We start from the raw sequence: 21,806 nt of genomic DNA, 5'->3' as shown, positions 1-21,806 counted from the left end.
CATGGAGCTGACCAATACTAATCGGTCGAGGGCTTATCCTAATATTCTGAAGTTTAGGCTTCAGAAGCAATGAAAGTTTCGAACTGCAAATTCATTCGTATCTAGTTTTCAAGGATTAAACCTTGAATACAGCTGCATGTCCTTTTTGGGGCTGATATTTTCTCGCAGCGATTTCGAGAAGCGTAAGCTTCGAAAAATCACGTTTGGTGGCGATAGCGGAGGGGTTCCACACGTACCCATCCCGAACACGACCGTTAAGTCCTCCAGCGCCGATGGTACTTGGACCGCAGGGTCCTGGGAGAGTAGGACGCCGCCAAGCAGTTATTCTGTAAAATATGTGTACATGCATATTATACGCTTCGCTTTATCTCATGAATGCTTATATTCCCTGATAGCTCAGTTGGTAGAGCACTCGACTGTTAATCGAGTTGTCACAGGTTCGAGTCCTGTTCGGGGAGCCATTGCTCTCATAGCTCAGTAGGTAGAGTGCATCCATGGTAAGGATGAGGTCACCGGTTCGAATCCGGTTGAGAGCTCCATAAGTTTTTCATTCTAGTATGGCCCGTTGGTCAAGCGGTTAAGACACCTCCCTTTCACGGAGGTAACAGGGGTTCGATTCCCCTACGGGTCACCATTTTAATTTTAGAAACGTGGAGGCTTAGCTCAGCTGGGAGAGCATCTGCCTTACAAGCAGAGGGTCGGGGGTTCGATCCCCTCAGCCTCCACCATTTATTGTGATTGTTGTAATATTGGAGATAATATAAGTGATCCATTAATGGGAATTAGCCAAGCGGTAAGGCAACGGACTTTGACTCCGTCATGCATAGGTTCAAATCCTATATTCCCAGCCATTAAGAGCCATTAGCTCAGTTGGTAGAGCACCTGACTTTTAATCAGGGTGTCGAAGGTTCGAATCCTTCATGGCTCACCATTTTTTACAAGTGTGCGCGTGTGGCGGAATTGGCAGACGCACTAGACTTAGGATCTAGCGTTTCACGACGTGGGGGTTCAAGTCCCTCCACGCGCACCATATTTTTTGCGGACGTGGCTCAGCGGTAGAGCATCGCCTTGCCAAGGCGAGGGTCGCGGGTTCGATTCCCGTCGTCCGCTCCATTTTTATTACATGCATTTGCGCCCTTAGCTCAGCTGGATAGAGCGTTTGACTACGAATCAAAAGGCCAGGAGTTCGAATCTCTTAGGGCGCACCATTTTATTACAAAAAGAATAATTTCGGGACGTAGCTCAGCTTGGTAGAGCACCTGGTTTGGGTCCAGGGGGTCGCATGTTCAAATCGTGTCGTCCCGATTCTTTACTTCGCGGGTGTAGTTCAATGGTAGAACTTCAGCCTTCCAAGCTGATAGCGTGGGTTCGATTCCCATCACCCGCTCCATATTTTAAATTCGATAATCCTTGATATTCAAGGATTTTTTTGTATATATATTTTGCATAGTTGATTCTTGCGGAGTAACTCAGGAATTATTTACTATGTATGTTCAAGTCAAATGTTATAAAGACTAGTATGGTTGATTTGAACAGTATGATTAACCCCGCTAAATATGGTAATTTATTGATGTATATGTATAAATATGAGGCTATCTAAAAGCTTGTATTGACTAGGTATTAAAAATCACCTTAATTAAACATACGTTTATTTAAGATTTATAAATGTGGGAATGAATCAAAATTCACATACGGTAATATTAATACAGAATTAAATTGAATCTTATTAAAGAAAATTAAAGATTTTAGTTTTAATTTATTGTATGATGTTATGAAGTATTACGAAGGTATGAACAAATAGATAGCAATTAACAGAGAAGACGGGAGGAGTAACATGACTGACCTTACGGTTACCACTAGTAAGAGTAACTCTAATAACTTGCTTCGGAGAGATGTACGATTTCTTGGTAACATTCTTGGAGAAGTCTTAGTGCATCAAGGGGGCAATGAACTATTAGAGATCGTAGAGAAGATACGTGAAACAAGCAAATCCTTGAGATCAGTATTTTTGCCTGAAGTATATGCTGAATTTAAGGATATGATTGACACATTAAAGCCGGATACACGACATCAGGTGATTCGAGCGTTCGCAGTCTACTTTCAATTGGTAAATATCGCTGAACAGAACCATCGTATTCGTAGAAAACGTGATTATGAGCGTTCTGCAGGAGAAACAGTTCAACCAGGTTCTATTGAAGGCGCAATTCAAGAATTGAAAGAGCAAAATTTCACATATGAAGAAGTTCAGGATATTGTAGAAGGTCTTTCACTTGAACTTATCATGACAGCTCACCCGACAGAAGCTATGCGCAGAGCAATACTCGATATTCATAAGCGGATCTCTGAAGATGTTATGTTATTAGATAATCCAACACTTACTTTCCGTGAACGGGAACAACTAAGAGAGAAACTTCTGAATGAGGTCATTACTTTATGGCAAACGGATGAATTAAGAGATCGTAAACCAACTGTTTTGGATGAAGTTCGAAACGGTATGTATTACTTTCATGAAACGTTATTCCATGTACTTCCGGATGTATATCTGGAACTTGAACGATGTCTAGATAAATATTACCCAGGAAACCACTGGCATGTTCCAACGTACCTCCAGTTTGGCTCTTGGATTGGAGGAGATCGTGATGGTAACCCATCCGTTACTTCTGACATTACTTGGCAGACGTTGTGTATGCAACGTAAGTTAGCTGTTCGAGAGTATCAACGCATTATGGCTGAATTCATGCAGTACTTAAGTTTCAGTACATCTATTGTTACGATCTCAAGTGAACTAGAAGAATCGATTCTTCGCGACCAGTCCATGATTACGTTGAGCAAAAATTCTATATGGCATAACGATAATGAACCTTATCGTATCAAACTTGTTCATATGATGGCGAAGGTAAATAATGTTCTAGATGACAGTAAGAAGGGTACACCAGAGCGTTATGCATCACCTGCAGAGTTTATTGAAGATCTGAAGATTATTGATCGAAGTCTTCGTCATCACTATGCAGATTATGTAGCAGACACTTACATCGAGAAATTAATCCGTCAAGTTGAATTGTTTGGATTCCATACGGCATCTCTAGATATTCGCCAACATAGTCAAGAACATGAGAATGCAATGACTGAAGTGTTGGCAAAGATGAATATTTCGGAGAACTATGCTCAACTCACTGAAGATGAGAAAATTACTCTACTGAATAATTTATTGAATGATCCAAGACCTATTACATCTCCTTATCATGTATATAGTGAAAGTACTACGGAATGTCTAGATGTATATCGGACCGTGTATAAGGCACAAGAGGAATTCGGCAAAAACTGTATCACGAAATATCTCATAAGTATGGCCGAAGATGCTAGTGATATTCTGGAAGTGATGGTATTCGCTAAGGAAGTAGGCCTATTTTGTCAACATGCAGATCAGACAGTTACATGTACTCTTCAAGCCGTACCATTGTTTGAGACAATCGAGGATCTTCATGCGGCGCCAGATATTATGAGACAAGTACTCGATCTTCCTATTTACCGACAAAGCGTTGCTGCCATGAATGATTTACAGGAAATTATGTTGGGATATTCTGACAGTAACAAAGATGGAGGCGTAGTTACAGCGAATTGGGAGCTACGTGTTGCTTTGAAGAAAATAACTGCAGCTGCAGATGAATACAACGTGAAGTTGAAATTCTTCCACGGTCGTGGAGGAGCTCTAGGCCGCGGAGGGATGGCGCTGAACCGTAGTATCTTAGCACAACCTGCTTCTACCGTTGGTGGAGGTATCAAAATAACCGAGCAAGGCGAAGTTATCTCTTCACGTTATTCTTTGCAAGGTATAGCTTACCGAAGCTTAGATCAAGCAACAGCAGCCCTTATAACAGCCGCTATTAATGCTCGCTCACCTCATAATGATCTTTATGAACAACAAGAAGAGCAATGGGATAATATCGTAAGGGGGATTTCAGAGGTTTCTCTTGATAAGTACCAAGATCTGATCTTCCGTGATCCTGACTTCTTGAGGTTCTTTAAGGAATCAACGCCATTACCAGAGGTTGGAGAGCTTAATATTGGTTCACGTCCTTCTAAACGTAAGAATAGTGATCGATTCGAAGATTTACGTTGCATTCCTTGGGTGTTTGCGTGGACGCAGAGTCGTTATTTACTTCCAGCATGGTATGCTGCAGGTACAGGCTTACAAAGCTTTTATCAGGATAAGGAAGAGAACTTGAAGGTTCTACAAGATATGTATTCTAACTTCTCATTCTTCACAACACTTATTGATACGTTACAATTGGCTATTGCGAAGGCAGATCTCTTGATAGCGAAAGAGTATGCTAATATGACGAAAGAATCATCGTATCGTGACCGTATTTTCAATCAGATTGAAGAAGAATTCAAGTTGACTTCAGATCTTATTCTCAAAATAACAGGACAAAAAGAGATCCTTGATAATGTTCCGGTTATACAGGAATCGATTCGACTTCGTAATCCTTACGTAGATCCACTAAGTTATCTTCAAGTTCAGCTTGTTAGCGAGTTACGTGAACTACGCGATCAGGGCGAAGATAACAATGAGCTACTACGTGAAGTATTATTAACTATCAACGGAATTGCTGCAGGACTTCGAAATACGGGTTGATGTATTTTTGAATAAACTTTGGAACAATGTAAGATATCATGTCGAGAGTTCCTTCGGGAACCTCGATTTTTATTTGGTCTTTTTTGTTAATAATAGAGATGTGGTATTGCTTTTTTGACAGACATGAATTACTATTCTAATGTTGTATTAGAACCTATGATACCCATCAGCAAGTCTGGGGGAATAATGTTGGACCAAATAGAGAATAGATTAACGAAGCTTGCACTAAATGGTGATCAGCAGGCTTTTGCAGAAATTGTTGAGTTATATAAAGATAAAATATACCATTTGGGCTATAGGATGCTGAACAATCGTCATGAAGCGGAGGATGTCGTTCAGGAGACATTTTTGCGTGTATTTAAAAGTTTGGATCGATTTGATCCTAATCAGAAATTCTCGACATGGATTTATCGTATTGCAACCAACCTCTGTATTGATCGTTTGAGGAAAAGAAAATCTACATATTCGCTAGACGCTGATATGAACGAACAGGAGGGTCTGGACGGTTATTCCTTGATCCCAAGTGATGATCGAACCCCCGAAAGTGAGTTAATGATTTCAGAAACAAAACAGCTGATTTACGATGCCATCGAGAGTCTTCCAGCAAAATATAAATCTGTCATGATCTTAAGATATCTTCAAGATTTGTCTTTACAAGAAATTAGTGATGTATTAGATATGCCTGTGACAACGATAAAGACACGTGTTCATCGGGGTCGAGAGTTTTTACGTAAAAAATTAGAGCCGAAGTTGTAAACTTCCCATTATATTATGAAACATCTTTAGCATTGATACGTATGTAAATTATCAAGTCTTATGCCTTATGTTATAGGTAATGGGAAATTAACAGATTTTTTGAAAGGAATGGCTCATATGGAATGCAAGATAGCCGTCTCTTTAATGCATGATTATCTAGACGATGACTTGTCCAAGGAACAACAACTGATGCTAAAGTCTCACTTATTGTCCTGCCCAAGTTGTCGTATGGATTTTAAAGAACTTGAGCAAACAGAAATGATGCTGTATTCTGTTCCTCACCATATTCCTTCTGCATCGAGTGAGTTAACGGATCGCATTATGAGTATCATGCCCAAACATAAGAAGCAACAAGTGTGGGTTAGATGGATGAAAATGCATCCCGCAGCAACAGCGGCAGCTCTATTTCTTGTAATCATGCTGTTCAGTGCTGTTAATATCTTTAATCAAGATACACAGTTATTGGTTCAAGGAAGCGATTTGGATGAAGTAGTTATTAAAGGGAATACAGTCATTGTACCTGAAGGAACAACGATTTCAGGCGATCTAACGATAGAGAACGGGAAGACAGAGGTATTTGGGGAAGTACAAGGGAATTTGACTGTGATTGACGGGTCGTTGTTCAGAGCATCAACTGCACATATTTCTGGACAAGTAAAAAATGTCGATCGAGCGGTAGATTGGATCTGGTACAAAATCTCTAATGTTTTCTCGGATGTTGCCTACCGTTAGTGATTTAAAGGTAACAGGACGTTATGGTGCCTCTTTTACACAAAGATGGCACCTTTTTTGTTGAGATTACCCATTTTGTCCAAATTTATATAACCTTCGCTTGCATCATGAGGTTGATCGTTATAACCTATACATTAGGGACATTATATAGTGAGAGCATAATATTATTAAAGGGAATAAACGGGGGCCTTTGGATGAGTTATTTCACCGACATCACTTGGAGCGATTCCATTAAGGATATTATCGATATCGCTATAGTATCATATATCATTTACCACGCTATTTTGTTGGTAAGGGGTACCAGGGCAATTCAATTGTTAAAAGGAATTCTGGTTCTAGTTATTATTTGGGCACTAAGTACTTGGTTAAATCTGTACACGCTGAAGTGGCTCATGAATCAGATGTTTACTTTTGGAGTATTGGCCATTTTTATTATATTTCAACCGGAGCTTCGACGAGCATTAGAGCAATTAGGTCGAGGTAAATTTCTCGGGCGAAGTTCTGCTGAAGATGAAGAGTTCACTAAATTAATAAGCGAAATGATTAAAGCTGTGAATTATTTATCACGCAGAAAAATTGGTGCATTAATTGTTTTTGAACGTGAGACAGGATTAAATGAATATACTGAATCGGGTATACCCATGAATTCGATGATTAGTTCTGAACTGATCATTAACATCTTTATTCCTAATACACCCTTGCATGATGGTGCGATGATAATTCAGTCGAATAGAATCGCTGCTTCAGCTTGTTATTTGCCGCTATCAGAGAATCCTTTTATCAGTAAGGAATTAGGAACTCGTCATCGTGCTGCAATAGGGATAAGTGAGGTAGGCGATGCCATATCTGTTATAGTGTCGGAAGAGACGGGACAGATCTCATTGGCAATGAATGGTCAAGTGGTGAGGGATATAAAAGAGGAGTCACTGATATCGAAGTTGTATGAGGAATTACGTCCAAGGTCTAGTGTAAAAGAAAAACGTCCTGCATTCTGGAAACGGAAGGGGGGCGGCAAAAATGGAAAGATGGATTAAGAACAACACGGTAGTAAAAATTCTTGCGATTGCCGTCAGTGTTCTATTGTGGGGTATGGTCCATATTGAGGATGTTACACCAACCCCTACTACGGCCATGGATACCACTATTATAGAAAATGTCAAAATACAACCATCTGGCTTAGACGACACTTCCTATGAGTTAAGTTCGGTGGATATTGATCGGGTCAGAATGGAAGTTAAGGGCAAACGATCTGCGATTACATCGATCTTCAATGACGATTATAAAGTTATATTAGATCTTCATGATGTAAAGGAAGGTACCTATACGGTACCTTTGTCATCCGAACTTCCATCAGGCGTTGAACTGGTGTCTATGGAGCCATCGAAGGTTACGATCACGATTGAAAAGCGAACAGATGCCACCTTCCCTGTAACCATTGTAACGACAGGGTCTCAGTCTGATGGATATGTTATGGGTGAAATGACAATAGAACCTAGTGCTGTACAGGTTACATTACCGGATAGTGAACTATTAAGTGTAGTGAAGGTACAGGGAACGATTGATCTTGATGGGAGTAAAGAAACAATTCGTGAGAAAAAGGTGAAACTGATTGCTCTGGACATTAAAGGGCAAGAGGTAAAGAATGCTATTATCGAACCTTCCGTGGTATCGGTACAAGTACCAATATCTGCATCCTTCAAGAGAGTGCCACTGGAAGTTAAATACACCGAAAATTTACCCGAAGGATTAGTACTGTCTAGTGTAGTTTCTAATGTGAAAGAAGTTAAATTATATGGCCCCAAAGAAGCATTAGCAGCAATTGAGGCGTATAATGCCGCAACGGTAGATCTGAGTCAAATTGATAAAGCAGGTAAGTTTACACTGAAAGCTAATCTTGATCTACCTTCGGGTATTGAGAAAATAGAACCAAGCATTGTGGATGTGGAAGTAGAAGTCGTATCTGTAGATCAGATCACAATAGATAATATTCCTATTGAAGTTGAAGGTGCAAGTGAAAATAAACAGGCAACGATTGTGGAACCTAAGGCCATTAGTTTGACTCTTAAAGGGGCATATTCCCAACTTAAGAGTCTAGATGCTAAAGATATAAAAGTGGTTGCAAACGTTGCAAATTTAAAAGCAGGCGTTCAGGAAGTAACTCTAGATGTTACTCTTCCTCAATTCACATCATTTGCTAGTGAAGATGTGATGAAGGCTACGATTGAGGTGAAGGATAAGACACCTACAGACGGTAAAGAACCACCGGATGTACCAGTTGGAGAGATATATGAACCAGATCCGCCTTTAGATCCTGTGACAACCACACCTGAACCAGAGGAAACTCCTGATCCAAGTGTAGATCAATCTAATGCTTCCACTAATTCTAATTCTTCCATTGGGGAAACTAATGGAGACGAAAGTAACAAATTACCGTAAAACGGACAAAAAAGGGAGACAACTCGGGGTTACATGAGTTGATATAAAGGAGAAAATTATGGGTAAATATTTCGGAACTGATGGCGTACGTGGGATTGCTAATATTGAGTTAACAGCTGAAATGGCTTATAGCATTGGACGTTGTGGTGGATATGTACTTACGAGTAATGTAGATAAACCAACGGTCGTGATTGGAATGGATACTCGAGTCTCAGGACATATGCTTGAATCTGCTTTAGTAGCGGGCTTATTATCTATCGGGGCACATGTTATTCGTTTAGGTGTAGTGACTACACCAGCTGTAGCTTATATAACACGTCTATTAAAGGCAGATGCAGGTGTCATGATCTCTGCATCACATAATCCAGTTGAGGATAATGGCATTAAGTTCTTCGGCGGAGATGGATTTAAACTTTCTGACGAAACAGAGCTTGAAATTGAGAAATTAATGGACGCTGAGGTGGATCAATTGCCACGCCCAGTTGGAGCGGATTTAGGAAATGTCATTGTAGATAATGATTCTAAATATAAGTATCTAGATTTCTTGAAGACAACAATTACCCAATCCTTTACTGGACTCAAGATTGTATTGGATAGCGCAAATGGTGCGGCATTTGAACTTGCACCAATGTTATTCCGTGATCTGGGTGCTGAGGTAATTACAATAGGTTCGGAACCAAATGGTCTGAACATTAATGATCACTGTGGATCAACACATCCAGAGAAGTTGAAACAGGAAGTATTGAATCATAAAGCTGATCTTGGATTAGCTTTTGATGGTGATGCTGACCGATTGATCGCTATTGATGATACTGGAGAAGAAATAGACGGTGACTTTATTCTATGTATTTGTGGAGAATCAATGAATCGAAGCGGTAAACTAAATGATAACACGATTGTATCGACGGTCATGAGTAATATCGGTTTCTATAAAGCTGCTGAGAAGTTAGAACTTAAAACATCCAAAACAGCAGTAGGCGATCGTTACGTGATGGAAGAAATGCGCAGAGGTGGATACAACTTAGGTGGAGAACAGTCTGGTCATGTTATTTTCTTAGATTATAATACGACAGGTGATGGTCTTCTTACAGGGATCCAACTAGTAGATACCTTAATACAATCCAGTAAGAAACTTAGTGAAGCTAAGATGATGATGAGAAAATATCCACAAGTATTGGTGAATGTTCGCGTGGAAGACAAGAGCAATTATGAAGGCAATGTCGCAATTCAAGAAGCTGTGGCATCCATTGAAGAGAAGTTAGCGGATAACGGACGAGTTCTTGTACGAGCTTCAGGTACTGAGTCATTGATTCGAGTGATGGCTGAAGGACCAGATAAAGAGAGTTTGGATCGTTATGTAGCAGATATCGTTGAGGTAGTGAAGCGGGAATTAGTGTAAGAAAGCAAGATAGATAGGTACACCTTGATGTCGATGAGACTAGTTTTATAAAGTTTCTTCGGCATCACCATAGGTTATATAATATGGGACTACGGTCAATGTTTTCTATTTATATTGCCAAATCGGGTTAACATGCATATAATAAACGGATGTCATTCAAATATAGAGAGTGAGGATCGTAGGGTTTAAGATTGAAAAGCGCCAGAACTTGGCTAGCGCGGGAAGTAAGATGGACGAAGATCCAGATGATTGATCTGTATCGGGCTCCTGACGACAACGGCAGCTCAAGTTGACGAGGTGGAGGTGTTCGAAATGTTCGGCGGGGACCTCCCGGTGATACACCAGAGCCGTGAATCGGATAACGGAAAATGAGCGGGCGACTGTTCATACAACGTACCGATGGGTGTAGCAATTATATAATCATAAGTGTGCGAGAGCTTAAGTAGCGGTAGGGAACCTGAATGTACATTTGTGAATGAACTTTTGAAAATTAAATACATTTACCGTGCATTCTTGTACGTGCCGCACAGTGGACTCGTACACTTTTATTCTAAAAATAGAGCAGAAGTGAACGGGAGGATTTTATATATGTGTGGTATAGTCGGATACATTGGAAATAAGAATACGCAATCGGTGCTAATTGAGGGTCTTAAAAAGCTGGAATATCGAGGTTATGATTCTGCAGGAATTGCGGTATTTACAGATAAGGGTCTTGAAGTCGTGAAAGCCAAAGGACGTATGGTTAACTTGGAAGCCAAGCTCGAGAATGATCCATTAATTGGAGCAGCAGGTATTGGCCATACGCGTTGGGCAACTCATGGTAAACCATCTGATGCGAATTCCCATCCACATACGGACGAGAGCCAAAGGTTCTCCGTTGTTCATAACGGTATTATCGAGAACTATTTGGATTTGAAGGAAGAGTTAATCCGTGAAGGTCATACGTTTAAATCGGATACGGATACTGAGATTATTGCTCATCTAATTGCTCGTGAATATGATGGAGATATTGTTAAAGCTGTGCGAAAAGCGATTACCTTTATGCGTGGTGCTTTCGCATTAGGCGTATTAACGGAGTATGAGCCAGATAAACTCGTTGCAGTTCGTCAAGCTAGCCCACTGATCATTGGTCTTGGAGATGGGGAGAACTTTATCGGTTCTGATATTCCAGCAATTCTCCAATATACGCGTAATGTGTATATCCTGAATGATGGTGAAATGGCTGTATTGACACAAGATTCCGTCGAATTAATGACTATTGAAGGGAATTTTATTTCTCGGGAAATGATTCATGTCGATTGGGATGCCGTAACAGCAGAAAAAGGCGGCTTTGAGCACTTCATGTTGAAGGAAATTCACGAACAACCAAAAGCGTACCGTGACACTATGCGTGGACGGATTGATGCTAAGGGTGAGAAGGTATTCCTTCCAGAGTTGAAGCTGACTCATGACCAAATTTTAAATATACGTAATATACAGATCGTCGCTTGTGGAACAGCTTATCATGCGGGTCTTGTCGGACGTAATGTGATTGAGCAATTGGTACGTATTCCTGTTGAGAACGATGTCGCTTCAGAATACCGTTATCGTTCACCTATCGTGACACCAGAGACGCTTGTGATCGTTGTAAGCCAGTCTGGAGAGACAGCAGATACACTTGCAGCACTACGTGAGGCGAAGGCTAATGGGGCGCATGTATTAGCTATTACTAACGTTGTAGGAAGCTCGATCGCTCGTGATGCAGATGATGTCATTGTTACATTAGCTGGTCCTGAAATCGCAGTAGCATCGACTAAGGCTTATACTTCCCAATTGATCGCATTTTATCTCTTCGGATTGTATCTTGCTGAAGTACGTGGGACACAGACTACAGAAGCTGTTAAAGAAATCATTCAAGCTATGCAAGCATTGCCTGAACAATTAGATAGTATGTTGGAGCAATCCGAAGCTATTAAGGCTTATGCAGAACAGATTTCACACCATGAACATTTATTCTTCATCGGTCGTGGAGTAGACTTTGCCGTTGCTCAAGAGGGATCTTTGAAGCTTAAAGAAATCTCATATATTCACTCTGAAGCTTATCCAGCAGGTGAATTGAAACACGGAACTCTAGCATTAATTGAAGAAGGAATTCCTGTTATTGCTTTAGTTACACAAGAATCTGTTCTTGAAAAGACAGTGAGCAATATTAAGGAAGTAAATGCTCGTGGAGCAGATATCATGGCCATTACGTATGAAGAGCACGTATCGACCCTACTGAAGTCTGTAGACCAAGTATTTGCTATTCCTAAGACATTACCACTCCTAAGTCCAGCATTGTCTGTAGTGCCTCTACAACTGCTGTCATACTATGCTTCACTTGCTCGTGGTAATGATGTAGATAAACCACGTAACTTGGCGAAGAGCGTGACTGTGGAGTAAGAGGGTTGATTCGGTCGTTGTCTGGTGAAATAAAAGTTTATAACCAGTAACAAACTGTGGAACTGACAAAAGAATAGAAACACATGATGGGTCGTCCTAATTTATGATTAGGGCGACCCTATTTTATTATAGAGAGGAAAAACGATCTAAGTAAAAGCAATTAGAGAGATCAGCAAAATATGAAACAGAATCTGGATATAAACAGTATTAATATTTCAATACATAAAAAAGATAAGTTACATAGATGATGGTTCATTAGCGAATCAATTAGGGCAAATTAGAATGAACCTTTTGGTTATATTATGATCAAAAAATGTTGTAAACCGTTTAAATATGTCCGATTAGGGTTACAAAAAGAAGAGTTAGATCTTTAAAGGCAACTACTAAACTTTACATTCATCTAGAGGAGGAATTGCTTATGTCAGATCAAGACCAATATACAATGCAAGACCCAACTACACAATATCCGAAGGCAACACCTGAATGGAAGCAGAAACAGCCTGAACCAGGGCTCCAACATAAAATGAATCCCGTACCAGATACTGGTGAGACAAGTTATCGGGGTACGGGACGTTTAACGGGACGAAAAGCAGTAGTTACGGGAGCAGATAGTGGGATTGGTCGCGCGACAGCGATTGCTTTTGCCCGGGAAGGTGCAGATGTGTTGCTCTCCTACTTGCCGGAGGAAGAGGAAGATGCTCAAGAGGTAGTTAAGTTAATCGAAGAAGCGGGTCGGACCGCTATTGCTATGCCTGGTGATCTCATGGACGAACAATACTGCGAGCAATTGATTACCACGGCAGTGGAGAAGTTTGGATCCATTGATATTCTGGCCAACGTTGCCGGTAAGCAACAGTTCGTGGAGGATATTGCGGATTTAACCACAGAGCAATTCGATGCCACTTTCAAGACTAATGTGTATTCACTGTTCTGGCTGTGTAAGGCTTGCGTGAAACATATGAAACCGGGTGGCTCGATCATTAATACTTCTTCGATCCAGGCTTATAAACCATCACCAATCCTTCTAGATTATGCGACAACGAAATCGGCGATTAATACTTTTAGCAAAGCCCTTGCACAGCAAGTAGCAAGCAAAGGCATTCGGGTAAACGTTGTGGCACCTGGTCCCGTATGGACGCCGCTTCAAGTCGTCGGAGGTCAACCAACAGAGAAACTAGCAGATTTCGGTGGAAACACCCCACTTGGCCGTGCAGGACAGCCAGCAGAAATGGCTCCTGCTTATGTGTTCTTGGCCAGCCAAGAGTCAAGTTATATTACAGGTGAAACCCTTAATGCGAATGGTGGTACGCCGACACCGTAACATTCTAGTAATCTCAAGAGGAATATATCTCTAAACTTAAATCAAGGTGACTCAAGGGATCTATCAATAAGATCTTCATGGGTCACCTTTTTTCGATTCTAAAAAGTAAAAAGAAGCCGTATTCACATACCATGAACAAAGAAGAACGTCATCTTTCACATTTGAGGACATATGTCCTTTCCAAAGGATTAGGAAATAACATTTAATGAAATAGAGAGAAATGGATCTGGGGGAAGAGACAATGAGAGGGATTATATTTGCATTTTTTGCTGGAGCTTTTATTACCCTACAAGGTGTAGCGAATGCTAGGATTAGTCAAGATATTGGTACATGGCAAACGGCGGCGTTAACACAGTTCACGGGGTTCGTTGCAGCGATGCTTATTTTTATGTTTGTTCGCGACAGTTCGTTGAAGCGGTTCAAGCAAGTAAAACCATTGTATTTGTTCGGGGGAGCTTTTGCGGCAGTCATTATTTTCAGTAATGTTACGGCTATTCAGCAGATTGGTGTTACCCTTACCGTATCGATTATAATGATCGCTCAGTTGGGATTGACCTTTTTAATAGATATTAATGGGTGGTTTGGTGTAGAGAAACTCAAGATGAGGCTGCCACAGTTCATTGGAATTGGTATGATGGTAGCAGGTGTGATAATACTGGGGCTGTGATAGGTAGTACACTATACAGGTTGAAAAGACTGGTGGTGAATCGGTGTAATGAAAGTCATGAATGATCGTGAGGAATTAGAATCTTATCTACGTGCTCACGAATTAGAATCGGTATTTAATGAAGAACTGATGCCATATTTGACGTTAGTTAGTTTTGAACATGGGGAACGGATCTGTTCACAAGGGGAACCTTCAGAGTATCTGTATGTTCTTGTTAAGGGAAAGGTAAAAGTGTCTACGACTTCGGAAGAAGGCAGAACACTTATTCTTTCGTTCAAGACAGCGCTTGAAATTATAGGCGATATTGAATATGTACAGGATATTAACATTATTAACACAGTAGAAGCTGTATCAACTGTTTATATGATTGCTATTCATCATCGTTGGTTGAAAAAGTACGGAAGCGACTATTCGCCACTATTACAATTTTTATTAAAAATTATTACGCGCAAATTTCATCTTAAAAACAATTCAATGAGCTTTAATCTGCTCCACCCGGTGGAAGTAAGATTGGCAAGTTATTTATTGTCTATTTCATTCGATGAGTCCGATGATCTATATAAAGGGCAACAAGGAAGAGTCAATATTAAGGATGCAGCGAACTTCATTGGAACGAGTTATAGACATTTGAATCGGGTTATTGGGCAGTTCTGCACCGATGGTCTGATCGAGCGTAGCAAAGGGTTCATCCTAGTTAAGAATAGAGAAGGATTGAGAAAGTTGTCGAGCCATAATATCTACGAATAACGTGTCATAAAAAATGAACAAATGGGAGAGTTAAAGATATGGTTCTAGGACTAATCTTGGCACTGGTCGGAGGTTCACTGGTCAGTTTACAAAATATTTTCAATAATAAAGTAAATGAACGAGCGGGATCTTGGGCGACAACGACGTTAGTATTAGGTATGGGATTCCTAGCGTCATTAACGATTGGTCTTATCTTTGAAGGAAAACATATGTTTGAACTGGACAATATGCAACTATGGTATTGGTTCAGTGGTCTAATTGGTGTAGGCGTCGTTATCTGTATGGTGCAAGGAATGAAATCACTCGGTCCTACGTATGCCATCTCTATTGTTCTAACATCACAGCTGGGATCTGCTTTACTATGGGATTCTCTAGGATGGTTAGGGTTAGATAAGGTACCGTTTACTCCTAAGCAATTAATAGGTGTGCTCGTCATTGTTGGCGGGATTGTTGTATTTAAATTAGGCGGTGTGATGCAGAGAGTGGAGAGATCAATTTGAGAAAATATCAAACGTTATTATTCGATGTAGATGATACATTATTAGATTTCGGTGCAGCAGAGAAATTAGCGTTACGTTTACTTTTTGAGGATCAACAAATGCCTCTAAGCGCCGAAATCGAAGCACATTATAAAGTAATAAATCAAGGACTCTGGAGAGACTTTGAAGTAGGAACGATTAGTCGCGATGAGGTAATCAATACTCGCTTTTCCATTCTTTTTAAGGCATATGGTCAAGAGGTTGAGGGGGCATTGCTGGAGAATAAATATCGGAGTTACCTAGAAGAGGGACATCAACTTGTTGACGGAGCCCTTGAACTGATAACAGTTCTACAACAGCAATATGATTTATATGTTGTAACTAATGGTGTCTCCAGAACTCAGGATCGACGGTTACGTGATTCCGGGTTACACCCCCTATTTAAGGACATTTTTGTATCAGAAGATACGGGGTTTCAGAAACCCATGAGGGAGTATTTCAATGTTGTGTTTGAACGAATTCCTAACTTTGCTGTGGAAAATGCCTTGATTATCGGAGATTCCTTGAGCGCGGATATTCATGGTGGGCAGCTAGCAGGTCTAGATACATGCTGGTTCAACCCTGGATTGAAACCTAACCCTACTGGGATTGTACCTACCTATGAAATACAAGATCTGAATGAACTGTATCGAATTTTGGATAGCTTGCTGCTGACAGACCTCCAGTCTCTTGGGTGTGGTGGATAATCCCTAATTAGGTGGAAATAATAGTGTTTATATCAACCATGGCTATTATCGAAAGGTCTAATTATTTAATATGTTGTCCTCTAGCACAGCATACTTATCACCGTATTCTCTAATGATATGTTGCTCCCCCCAATTACATAGGGAACTAAGAATGGCTTCTAAACTATGTCCATATTCACTCAGTTCGTATTCGACTTTCGGTGGAACCTGATTATAACTAATTCGATGAATGATGCCATCAGCCTCTAATTCGCGTAGTTGCTGGGTCAGCATTTTTTGTGTGATCTTGGGCATCAACTTTTTCAATTCTGTTGTACGTTTCTTGCCATGAGTCAAATGACATAAGATCACACATTTCCATTTCCCACCGATGACTTCAAGTGTTGCTTCAACAGAGATGTTGTATTTTTTCTGGATCATGATCTTCCTCCATTAGATAGGTACTTTTAAGTGCCTATATTACTTTAAAGTACGTACTGTTCTTTTTATTGTAATTAACTTATCATAGCATTTGTAGTCATTGATGACTATAGCTCACGAGTGCAATAACCTCAGATGGAGACCAGCTCTCCATTATAAATAAAGTGAAAGACAAGGAGGAATACGGATTATGCTAAAAAGTCTGCAAGATACAACAACACTTCATAATGGTATAAAAATGCCCTGGTTTGGATTGGGAGTATTTCAAGTAGAAGAAGGTCCAGAACTTGAACATGCGGTGAAAACAGCGATCAAGAATGGATACAGAAGTATTGATACAGCAGCCATTTATGGGAATGAAGAAGGTGTAGGTCGTGGCATTCGCCAAGGAATGGAAGCAGCCGGGATTTCTAGAGAAGAGTTATTCGTTACATCAAAAGTGTGGAATGCTGATCTAGGCTATGAGTCAACGATTGCCGCTTATGAGACGAGCTTGCAAAAGCTGGGATTGGAATATTTAGATTTATATCTGATCCACTGGCCAGTAGAGAGTAAATTCAAAGAAGCTTGGAGAGCATTGGAGACCCTCTATAAAGCAGGACGTGTAAAGGCAATCGGAGTCAGTAACTTCCTTGTTCATCAACTTGAAGAGTTAATGAAAGATGCGGAGATTAAGCCGATGGTAGATCAATTAGAACATCATCCACGTTTGACACAAAAAGATGTACAAGCATTTTGTAAAAACAATGGCATTCAATTCGAAGCATGGTCTCCGTTAATGCAAGGGCACTTATTAGATCATCCAGACTTAAAAGAAATTGGTGCTAAGTATGGTAAATCGATTGCTCAAGTGATTTTGCGCTGGGATTTACAGAATGGTATTGTAACGATTCCTAAATCGACCAAGGAACATCGTATTATTGAGAATGCATCCGTGTTTGATTTTGAATTGACTAAAGAAGATATGGAGCGAATCGATGGATTGAACCAGAACCTTCGAGTAGGTCCAGATCCAGAAAATTTCGATTTCTAAGGAGCGGTCTTGTATGGAACTTAATTTAAAAGGGAAAACGGCGTTAGTTACTGGATCTACAGCTGGTATTGGTAAAGCAATCGCTATATCTTTAGTTGCGGAGGGTGCAACAGTCCTTATTAATGGGCGCAATGAAGGGAAGGTAAGGCAAACGATTGATGAAATTCAAGGACAATATCCGGAAGCGATTCTTCAATCGGCAGTAGCAGATTTGGGTACAGAACAAGGATGTCAGGAGCTTATAAAGAAATATCCTGAGGTAGATATTCTGATAAACAATCTTGGAATATTTGAACCTGCAGAATATTTCGATATCCCTGATGAAGAATGGTTTAAATTTTTTGAAGTTAATATCATGAGTGGTGTTCGGCTTACAAGGCACTACCTCCAACAAATGATTCCTCATAATGAGGGGAGAATCATCTTTATTGCTAGTGAGGCAGCGATTATGCCATCTCAGGAAATGGCTCATTATAGTGCAACTAAGACGATGCAGCTCTCGCTCTCTCGCAGTTTAGCTGAGCTGACTCGGGGAACGAATGTGACAGTAAATACGATTATGCCAGGGTCGACTTTAACAGAAGGGGTAATGACGATGTTAGATTCTCTTTATCCTCATGACAATTTAACAGTCGAAGAAGCGGAGAAGCGATTTATGAGTGAGAATCGCCCCACTTCTATAATTCAAAGGCTTATTCGACCTGAGGAAATAGCAAATCTCGTTGTCTTTTTAAGTAGTCCCCTTTCCTCAGCCATTAATGGTTCTGCATTAAGAATTGATGGAGGATTAGTGCGTAGCGTGTTTTAGTTGATGATTATAAAAAACCATGTTTTCTAATGTATAGAAAACATGGTTTTATTCTTTGCTTATTAAGAAGCCAACTAGCTTTTATAATTGTTCTTCGAGTGTAAGTTCATCTTCATAATGACGTAGAACTTCTATCTTGCGAACCCGATATTTTTCTTTTTCTCGAATGATGAAGGTTAGTTGCCCATAACGCCACTCGATACCTTTTCCAAGGTCAGGCATCATAGTATATAACCACCCACCAATGGTATCAACATCGACATGCTTAATCGCTACACCTAGCACCTGATTTACTTCATCAACAGAAGTATTTCCTTGAATAATATAGCGATCCTCGCTGATCAGTTCAATGGGTTTCTTCTCATCCGCATCGAATTCATCTCGAATCTCACCGACAATCTCCTCAAGGATATCTTCAATGGTGATTAATCCAGAAGTCCCACCGTATTCATCGACTAAGAGTGCAATATGAACCCGTTCTTCTTGCATTTTCAGTAATAATAATTTAATAGGCATCGTCTCAGGAACAGTTAAGACAGGTTGGATTAAAGAGTTGAAGTCAAAATTAGGATTGTTATCATAGTTCAGGAAGAACTTCTTTGTGTTCACATATCCAACAATATGATCTCTACTTCCTTTGGTTACCAAGAAGCGTGTATATTGTTCTATTTTAATAATAGCTAGATTTTCTTTAAGTGTCTTGTTGGCATCTAAACAGATCATATCTGGACGTGGGACCATGATTTCCTTGGCAAGTAATTCGTCAAAGGTAAAGATTCGATCCACATAACCATATTCCGTATGATTGATTTTCCCACTTTCATAACTTTCGGAGAGAATAATACGAATCTCTTCTTCCGAGTGGGCTTCTTCATGTTCACTAGCTGGTTTAATTCCGAACATTTTCACTAGACCATTTGCGGAACCGTTTAATGCCCAGATGAAGGGATACATGATTTTATTAAATATGATAATAAGGGGTGCTGTAATCACCGCAATTTGCTCAGCTTTCTGAATAGCCAGTGTCTTTGGAGCAAGTTCACCAATAACAACGTGAAGGAATGTAATAGATACAAATGCAATAATGAAAGATAAAAGATGTCCTGTACTTTCTCCAATGCCTAGTTGTTGGAATAGAGGGTATAGAATTTCCTCGACAGTAGGCTCTCCGAGCCATCCTAGTCCCAAGGCTGTAATCGTAATCCCTAATTGACAGGCTGATAAATAACCGTCTAAGTTACTTGTTACCTTTTTTACAGCTAAAGCATTTTTCTTACCTTCCATAACCATTTGATCCACTCTGCTAGGACGAAGTTTAATGACCGCGAACTCGGTAGCGACGAAGAAAGCAGTAAGGATAATTAATAAAGCTACTAAAAACAAATTGAGTACCATATCAAGCTCCTTTATTTATTGTCTGAGTAGTTCATTTAAATAGTTCTTGTGAACTTATATTGATTATAAGTCTTAATTCTCTCCGTATCAAATGACTGTTGAGCCTATATTAGACTGTGAGTGACGATTTTAACTCGTTTATAAAATAAAAGAAGTCATTCTCGTTGGGTATATCATTTTGACACCATCACATAAACATTTTATGATGAGTTCATATGAACGACTCCAGATAGAAAGGTGTTTATATGGAAACTTTAACGTTTACACGCAAGGATATGGCAACCTTATTACTTTCACTACAAGTAGGTAAGACAGAAGCAAAATCACCACGAGCTGTCATTCAAGATGTCTGGAGAGCAAATCATGAGCGGGAATTAGCACAAGGTAGTTCAATGTCGGCGTTCATCTCGACGGCGCTTCCACCTATCATCGAGAAAATGATTAAATCAGATGACCGACCTACGTTTTCTCTTCATGATATTGTTTCCTTAGGTACACAAATTGAATACACCCACTTCTCTATTACCTCTGTCCAGAACTGGGTGAAGCGCGATTTCAAGGAGTTTATTGGGCATGCAGAAGAAGGGAAGAAGTACTCGCTGCAACAAGTTGCTCTATTTTTTATCATAGAGGACCTTAGGTCAACCTTGGATTACGACACGATGCGCAAGTTCTTTCAAATTATATTTCAAGTCTCTGGGCAGGATCATCAAGATAGCCATCTGGTTCAGCCACTTGATTTCTATTCGTCGTATGCTGAATTATTTGAGCAACTGGATGAACGTTACCGTAACTACGGGGGCGAACGAACAGATTTTGTATATAAGTGGGACCAGATGATTAATGAGGTAGCTGAGGATTATGTGGCGGATAAAGGGGATCTATCGAATGAACAAAAGGAAGCACTACAAACAGCGATCCATGTAGCCTTAACCTCTGTTCATACATCATGTTTCCAATCTCTTTCTCGTCGTTACGTTCATGGTATGTTATTTCTGCATAGTCTTAATTGAGTATATGAGGTAGATTAGGCTGGTGATCCCACTTGGTGGGCTTCATCGGCTTCTTTGCGCATTGCGTCTTCTAGAAAAGTAATGACATCTTCTCGAATAGGATATAAGTTTAAAGATTCTGAGTCTGCTGCCGACCTACGCACATTCCAGAACTTTTCTTCTAATTCTCGATCCCCTCCAAATGTTTCTTCAGATAATAAAAGAACATCTTCGGCGATAATCTGCCCTTCTTCTGAAGTAGGGCTTGTGTTGTTGCTTAGACATAGTTCTATTCGTCTAATAATATTGATCCATTTAGCTGTTTGTCCGTCATTCTGTTCCATTTTGGGGAGACGAGTGGTCATTAGTGCTTGCTCATCATCGTTAAAATAAGAGCTCCAGGCAATGTCCCTTTTCTGTTCACTACCCTCACTATTTTTGATGATCAGGATAAGTTGCTCCCAGTTTAGATCCCCATCCATGTGTAGAATGTTGAGCAAGGTGTTGGTATGTAATACGGAAGCTTCAAGCTCATGAATCTTGTCCTTTAATGAATCTCTATGCACATTTAACAATTGCTTAATGGTCACTTTAGATAACACTTTCTTAATATCTTCCAGAGGTAAAGCAAGATTCTTAAGAATGGTAATCTTCTCTATAATGAGAATGTCTTCATCACTGTAATGTCTGTTCCCGTTGTCGTTCTTGAATGAAGGTGTGATTAAGCTGATTTGGTCATAGTAGCGTAAGGTTCGTACGGATATTCCTAATTTCTTGGATACTTCTCCTGTTGAATAATATGTCATAATCATACCTCC

At 40.1% G+C, this 21,806-nt stretch carries 18 protein-coding genes, 11 tRNA genes and 1 rRNA gene; 27 read left to right on the top strand and 3 right to left on the bottom strand.

All coding sequences use genetic code 11. The features are described 5' to 3' along the window. Positions 1–202: 202 nt before the first annotated feature. From rrf to AC1D69_RS21280, 24 genes are all read left to right on the top strand, one after another. Positions 203–319, top strand: a 5S ribosomal RNA gene (gene rrf, locus AC1D69_RS21395). Between the two features lie 66 nt (positions 320–385). Continuing rightward, positions 386–461: transfer RNA gene (locus tag AC1D69_RS21390), tRNA-Asn, on the top strand. Positions 462–463: 2 nt separating this feature from the next. After that, positions 464–539 (top strand) — tRNA-Thr (locus tag AC1D69_RS21385). Between the two features lie 20 nt (positions 540–559). Then, a tRNA-Glu gene (locus AC1D69_RS21380) sits at positions 560–634 on the top strand. Between the two features lie 18 nt (positions 635–652). Beyond that, positions 653–728: transfer RNA gene (locus AC1D69_RS21375), tRNA-Val, on the top strand. A 48-nt stretch (positions 729–776) separates the two neighbouring features. Beyond that, positions 777–851 (top strand) — tRNA-Gln (locus AC1D69_RS21370). 4 nt (positions 852–855) lie between these two features. Next, a tRNA-Lys gene (locus tag AC1D69_RS21365) sits at positions 856–931 on the top strand. A gap of 14 nt (positions 932–945) precedes the next feature. Continuing rightward, positions 946–1,030: transfer RNA gene (locus tag AC1D69_RS21360), tRNA-Leu, on the top strand. A gap of 8 nt (positions 1,031–1,038) precedes the next feature. Next, positions 1,039–1,113 (top strand) — tRNA-Gly (locus tag AC1D69_RS21355). 18 nt (positions 1,114–1,131) lie between these two features. Continuing rightward, positions 1,132–1,208 (top strand) — tRNA-Arg (locus tag AC1D69_RS21350). Positions 1,209–1,231: 23 nt separating this feature from the next. Then, positions 1,232–1,305, top strand: a tRNA-Pro gene (locus tag AC1D69_RS21345). A gap of 11 nt (positions 1,306–1,316) precedes the next feature. After that, positions 1,317–1,390, top strand: a tRNA-Gly gene (locus AC1D69_RS21340). Positions 1,391–1,834: 444 nt separating this feature from the next. Beyond that, positions 1,835–4,636, top strand: a complete 2,802-nt coding sequence (gene ppc / locus AC1D69_RS21335; protein ID WP_495458151.1) for a phosphoenolpyruvate carboxylase — start codon at positions 1,835–1,837, stop codon at positions 4,634–4,636. Between the two features lie 186 nt (positions 4,637–4,822). Beyond that, complete coding sequence (gene sigW, locus AC1D69_RS21330) at positions 4,823–5,392, top strand: RNA polymerase sigma factor SigW (protein ID WP_495458159.1); 570 nt, start codon at positions 4,823–4,825, stop codon at positions 5,390–5,392. A gap of 117 nt (positions 5,393–5,509) precedes the next feature. Beyond that, positions 5,510–6,124 (top strand): anti-sigma factor family protein, encoded by a 615-nt coding sequence (locus tag AC1D69_RS21325; protein WP_495458150.1) that lies wholly within the window; start codon positions 5,510–5,512, stop codon positions 6,122–6,124. Between the two features lie 194 nt (positions 6,125–6,318). Then, positions 6,319–7,158 (top strand): diadenylate cyclase CdaA, encoded by an 840-nt coding sequence (gene cdaA / locus AC1D69_RS21320; RefSeq protein WP_495458149.1) that lies wholly within the window; start codon positions 6,319–6,321, stop codon positions 7,156–7,158. Next, entirely contained in the window at positions 7,142–8,560 is a 1,419-nt protein-coding gene (locus tag AC1D69_RS21315) for a CdaR family protein (RefSeq protein ID WP_495458148.1), read from the top strand. The genes cdaA and AC1D69_RS21315 overlap by 17 nt, the downstream gene beginning before the upstream one ends. A 58-nt stretch (positions 8,561–8,618) precedes the next feature. Then, positions 8,619–9,959 carry a phosphoglucosamine mutase gene (glmM, locus tag AC1D69_RS21310; RefSeq protein ID WP_495458147.1) on the top strand — a complete coding sequence of 447 codons (1,341 nt, stop codon included), beginning with the start codon at positions 8,619–8,621 and terminating at the stop codon, positions 9,957–9,959. A gap of 588 nt (positions 9,960–10,547) precedes the next feature. Further along, positions 10,548–12,380, top strand: a complete 1,833-nt coding sequence (gene glmS / locus AC1D69_RS21305) for a glutamine--fructose-6-phosphate transaminase (isomerizing) (protein ID WP_495458146.1) — start codon at positions 10,548–10,550, stop codon at positions 12,378–12,380. Positions 12,381–12,798: 418 nt separating this feature from the next. Beyond that, a complete protein-coding gene (locus AC1D69_RS21300; RefSeq protein WP_495458145.1) occupies positions 12,799–13,701 on the top strand; it encodes an SDR family oxidoreductase in 903 nt (300 codons plus the stop codon). A gap of 241 nt (positions 13,702–13,942) precedes the next feature. After that, entirely contained in the window at positions 13,943–14,368 is a 426-nt protein-coding gene (locus tag AC1D69_RS21295) for a DMT family transporter (protein ID WP_495458144.1), read from the top strand. A gap of 48 nt (positions 14,369–14,416) precedes the next feature. Next, complete coding sequence (locus tag AC1D69_RS21290; protein ID WP_495458143.1) at positions 14,417–15,115, top strand: Crp/Fnr family transcriptional regulator; 699 nt, start codon at positions 14,417–14,419, stop codon at positions 15,113–15,115. Positions 15,116–15,153: 38 nt separating this feature from the next. Beyond that, positions 15,154–15,615 (top strand): DMT family transporter, encoded by a 462-nt coding sequence (locus AC1D69_RS21285; RefSeq protein WP_495458142.1) that lies wholly within the window; start codon positions 15,154–15,156, stop codon positions 15,613–15,615. Continuing rightward, entirely contained in the window at positions 15,612–16,340 is a 729-nt protein-coding gene (locus tag AC1D69_RS21280; RefSeq protein ID WP_495458141.1) for a YjjG family noncanonical pyrimidine nucleotidase, read from the top strand. The genes AC1D69_RS21285 and AC1D69_RS21280 overlap by 4 nt, the downstream gene beginning before the upstream one ends. Positions 16,341–16,397: 57 nt before the next feature. Here AC1D69_RS21280 and AC1D69_RS21275 read toward each other — a convergent pair whose 3' ends face one another. Next, positions 16,398–16,760, bottom strand: coding sequence for a winged helix-turn-helix transcriptional regulator (locus tag AC1D69_RS21275; RefSeq protein ID WP_495458140.1), 363 nt, complete (start codon positions 16,758–16,760; stop codon positions 16,398–16,400). Between the two features lie 190 nt (positions 16,761–16,950). Here AC1D69_RS21275 and AC1D69_RS21270 point away from each other — a divergent pair, with 190 nt between their 5' ends. Together AC1D69_RS21270 and AC1D69_RS21265 are read left to right on the top strand one after the other, a co-directional pair. After that, positions 16,951–17,793, top strand: coding sequence for an aldo/keto reductase (locus AC1D69_RS21270; protein ID WP_495458139.1), 843 nt, complete (start codon positions 16,951–16,953; stop codon positions 17,791–17,793). A gap of 13 nt (positions 17,794–17,806) precedes the next feature. Next, positions 17,807–18,601, top strand: coding sequence for an SDR family NAD(P)-dependent oxidoreductase (locus tag AC1D69_RS21265; RefSeq protein ID WP_495458138.1), 795 nt, complete (start codon positions 17,807–17,809; stop codon positions 18,599–18,601). 81 nt (positions 18,602–18,682) lie between these two features. On the opposite strand, the gene AC1D69_RS21260 is transcribed toward AC1D69_RS21265, so the two are convergent. Further along, complete coding sequence (locus AC1D69_RS21260) at positions 18,683–19,996, bottom strand: hemolysin family protein (protein ID WP_495458137.1); 1,314 nt, start codon at positions 19,994–19,996, stop codon at positions 18,683–18,685. Positions 19,997–20,241: 245 nt separating this feature from the next. Here AC1D69_RS21260 and AC1D69_RS21255 point away from each other — a divergent pair, with 245 nt between their 5' ends. Further along, on the top strand, positions 20,242–21,009 hold the full coding sequence (locus AC1D69_RS21255; RefSeq protein ID WP_495458136.1) for a DUF1836 domain-containing protein: 768 nt from the start codon (positions 20,242–20,244) through the stop codon (positions 21,007–21,009). 14 nt (positions 21,010–21,023) lie between these two features. Here the strand turns inward: AC1D69_RS21255 and AC1D69_RS21250 are convergent, their stop codons facing one another. Further along, entirely contained in the window at positions 21,024–21,794 is a 771-nt protein-coding gene (locus AC1D69_RS21250) for a MerR family transcriptional regulator (RefSeq protein WP_495458135.1), read from the bottom strand. Positions 21,795–21,806 lie beyond the last annotated feature (12 nt).

Source organism: Paenibacillus sp. Y301 (assembly GCF_059445505.1).
This window is presented reverse-complemented; position numbering and strand designations above follow the sequence as displayed.

Bases quoted from the DNA above. Each gene is read 5' to 3' on its own strand.
- ppc (WP_495458151.1), top strand. From the start codon at position 1,835: ATGACTGACCTTACGGTTACCACTAGTAAGAGTAACTCTAATAACTTG.
- sigW (WP_495458159.1), top strand. From the start codon at position 4,823: ATGTTGGACCAAATAGAGAATAGATTAACGAAGCTTGCACTAAATGGT.
- AC1D69_RS21325 (WP_495458150.1), top strand. From the start codon at position 5,510: ATGGAATGCAAGATAGCCGTCTCTTTAATGCATGATTATCTAGACGAT.
- cdaA (WP_495458149.1), top strand. From the start codon at position 6,319: ATGAGTTATTTCACCGACATCACTTGGAGCGATTCCATTAAGGATATT.
- AC1D69_RS21315 (WP_495458148.1), top strand. From the start codon at position 7,142: ATGGAAAGATGGATTAAGAACAACACGGTAGTAAAAATTCTTGCGATT.
- glmM (WP_495458147.1), top strand. From the start codon at position 8,619: ATGGGTAAATATTTCGGAACTGATGGCGTACGTGGGATTGCTAATATT.
- glmS (WP_495458146.1), top strand. From the start codon at position 10,548: ATGTGTGGTATAGTCGGATACATTGGAAATAAGAATACGCAATCGGTG.
- AC1D69_RS21300 (WP_495458145.1), top strand. From the start codon at position 12,799: ATGTCAGATCAAGACCAATATACAATGCAAGACCCAACTACACAATAT.
- AC1D69_RS21295 (WP_495458144.1), top strand. From the start codon at position 13,943: ATGAGAGGGATTATATTTGCATTTTTTGCTGGAGCTTTTATTACCCTA.
- AC1D69_RS21290 (WP_495458143.1), top strand. From the start codon at position 14,417: ATGAAAGTCATGAATGATCGTGAGGAATTAGAATCTTATCTACGTGCT.
- AC1D69_RS21285 (WP_495458142.1), top strand. From the start codon at position 15,154: ATGGTTCTAGGACTAATCTTGGCACTGGTCGGAGGTTCACTGGTCAGT.
- AC1D69_RS21275 (WP_495458140.1), bottom strand. From the start codon at position 16,760: ATGATCCAGAAAAAATACAACATCTCTGTTGAAGCAACACTTGAAGTC.
- AC1D69_RS21270 (WP_495458139.1), top strand. From the start codon at position 16,951: ATGCTAAAAAGTCTGCAAGATACAACAACACTTCATAATGGTATAAAA.
- AC1D69_RS21265 (WP_495458138.1), top strand. From the start codon at position 17,807: ATGGAACTTAATTTAAAAGGGAAAACGGCGTTAGTTACTGGATCTACA.
- AC1D69_RS21260 (WP_495458137.1), bottom strand. From the start codon at position 19,996: ATGGTACTCAATTTGTTTTTAGTAGCTTTATTAATTATCCTTACTGCT.
- AC1D69_RS21255 (WP_495458136.1), top strand. From the start codon at position 20,242: ATGGAAACTTTAACGTTTACACGCAAGGATATGGCAACCTTATTACTT.
- AC1D69_RS21250 (WP_495458135.1), bottom strand. From the start codon at position 21,794: ATGACATATTATTCAACAGGAGAAGTATCCAAGAAATTAGGAATATCC.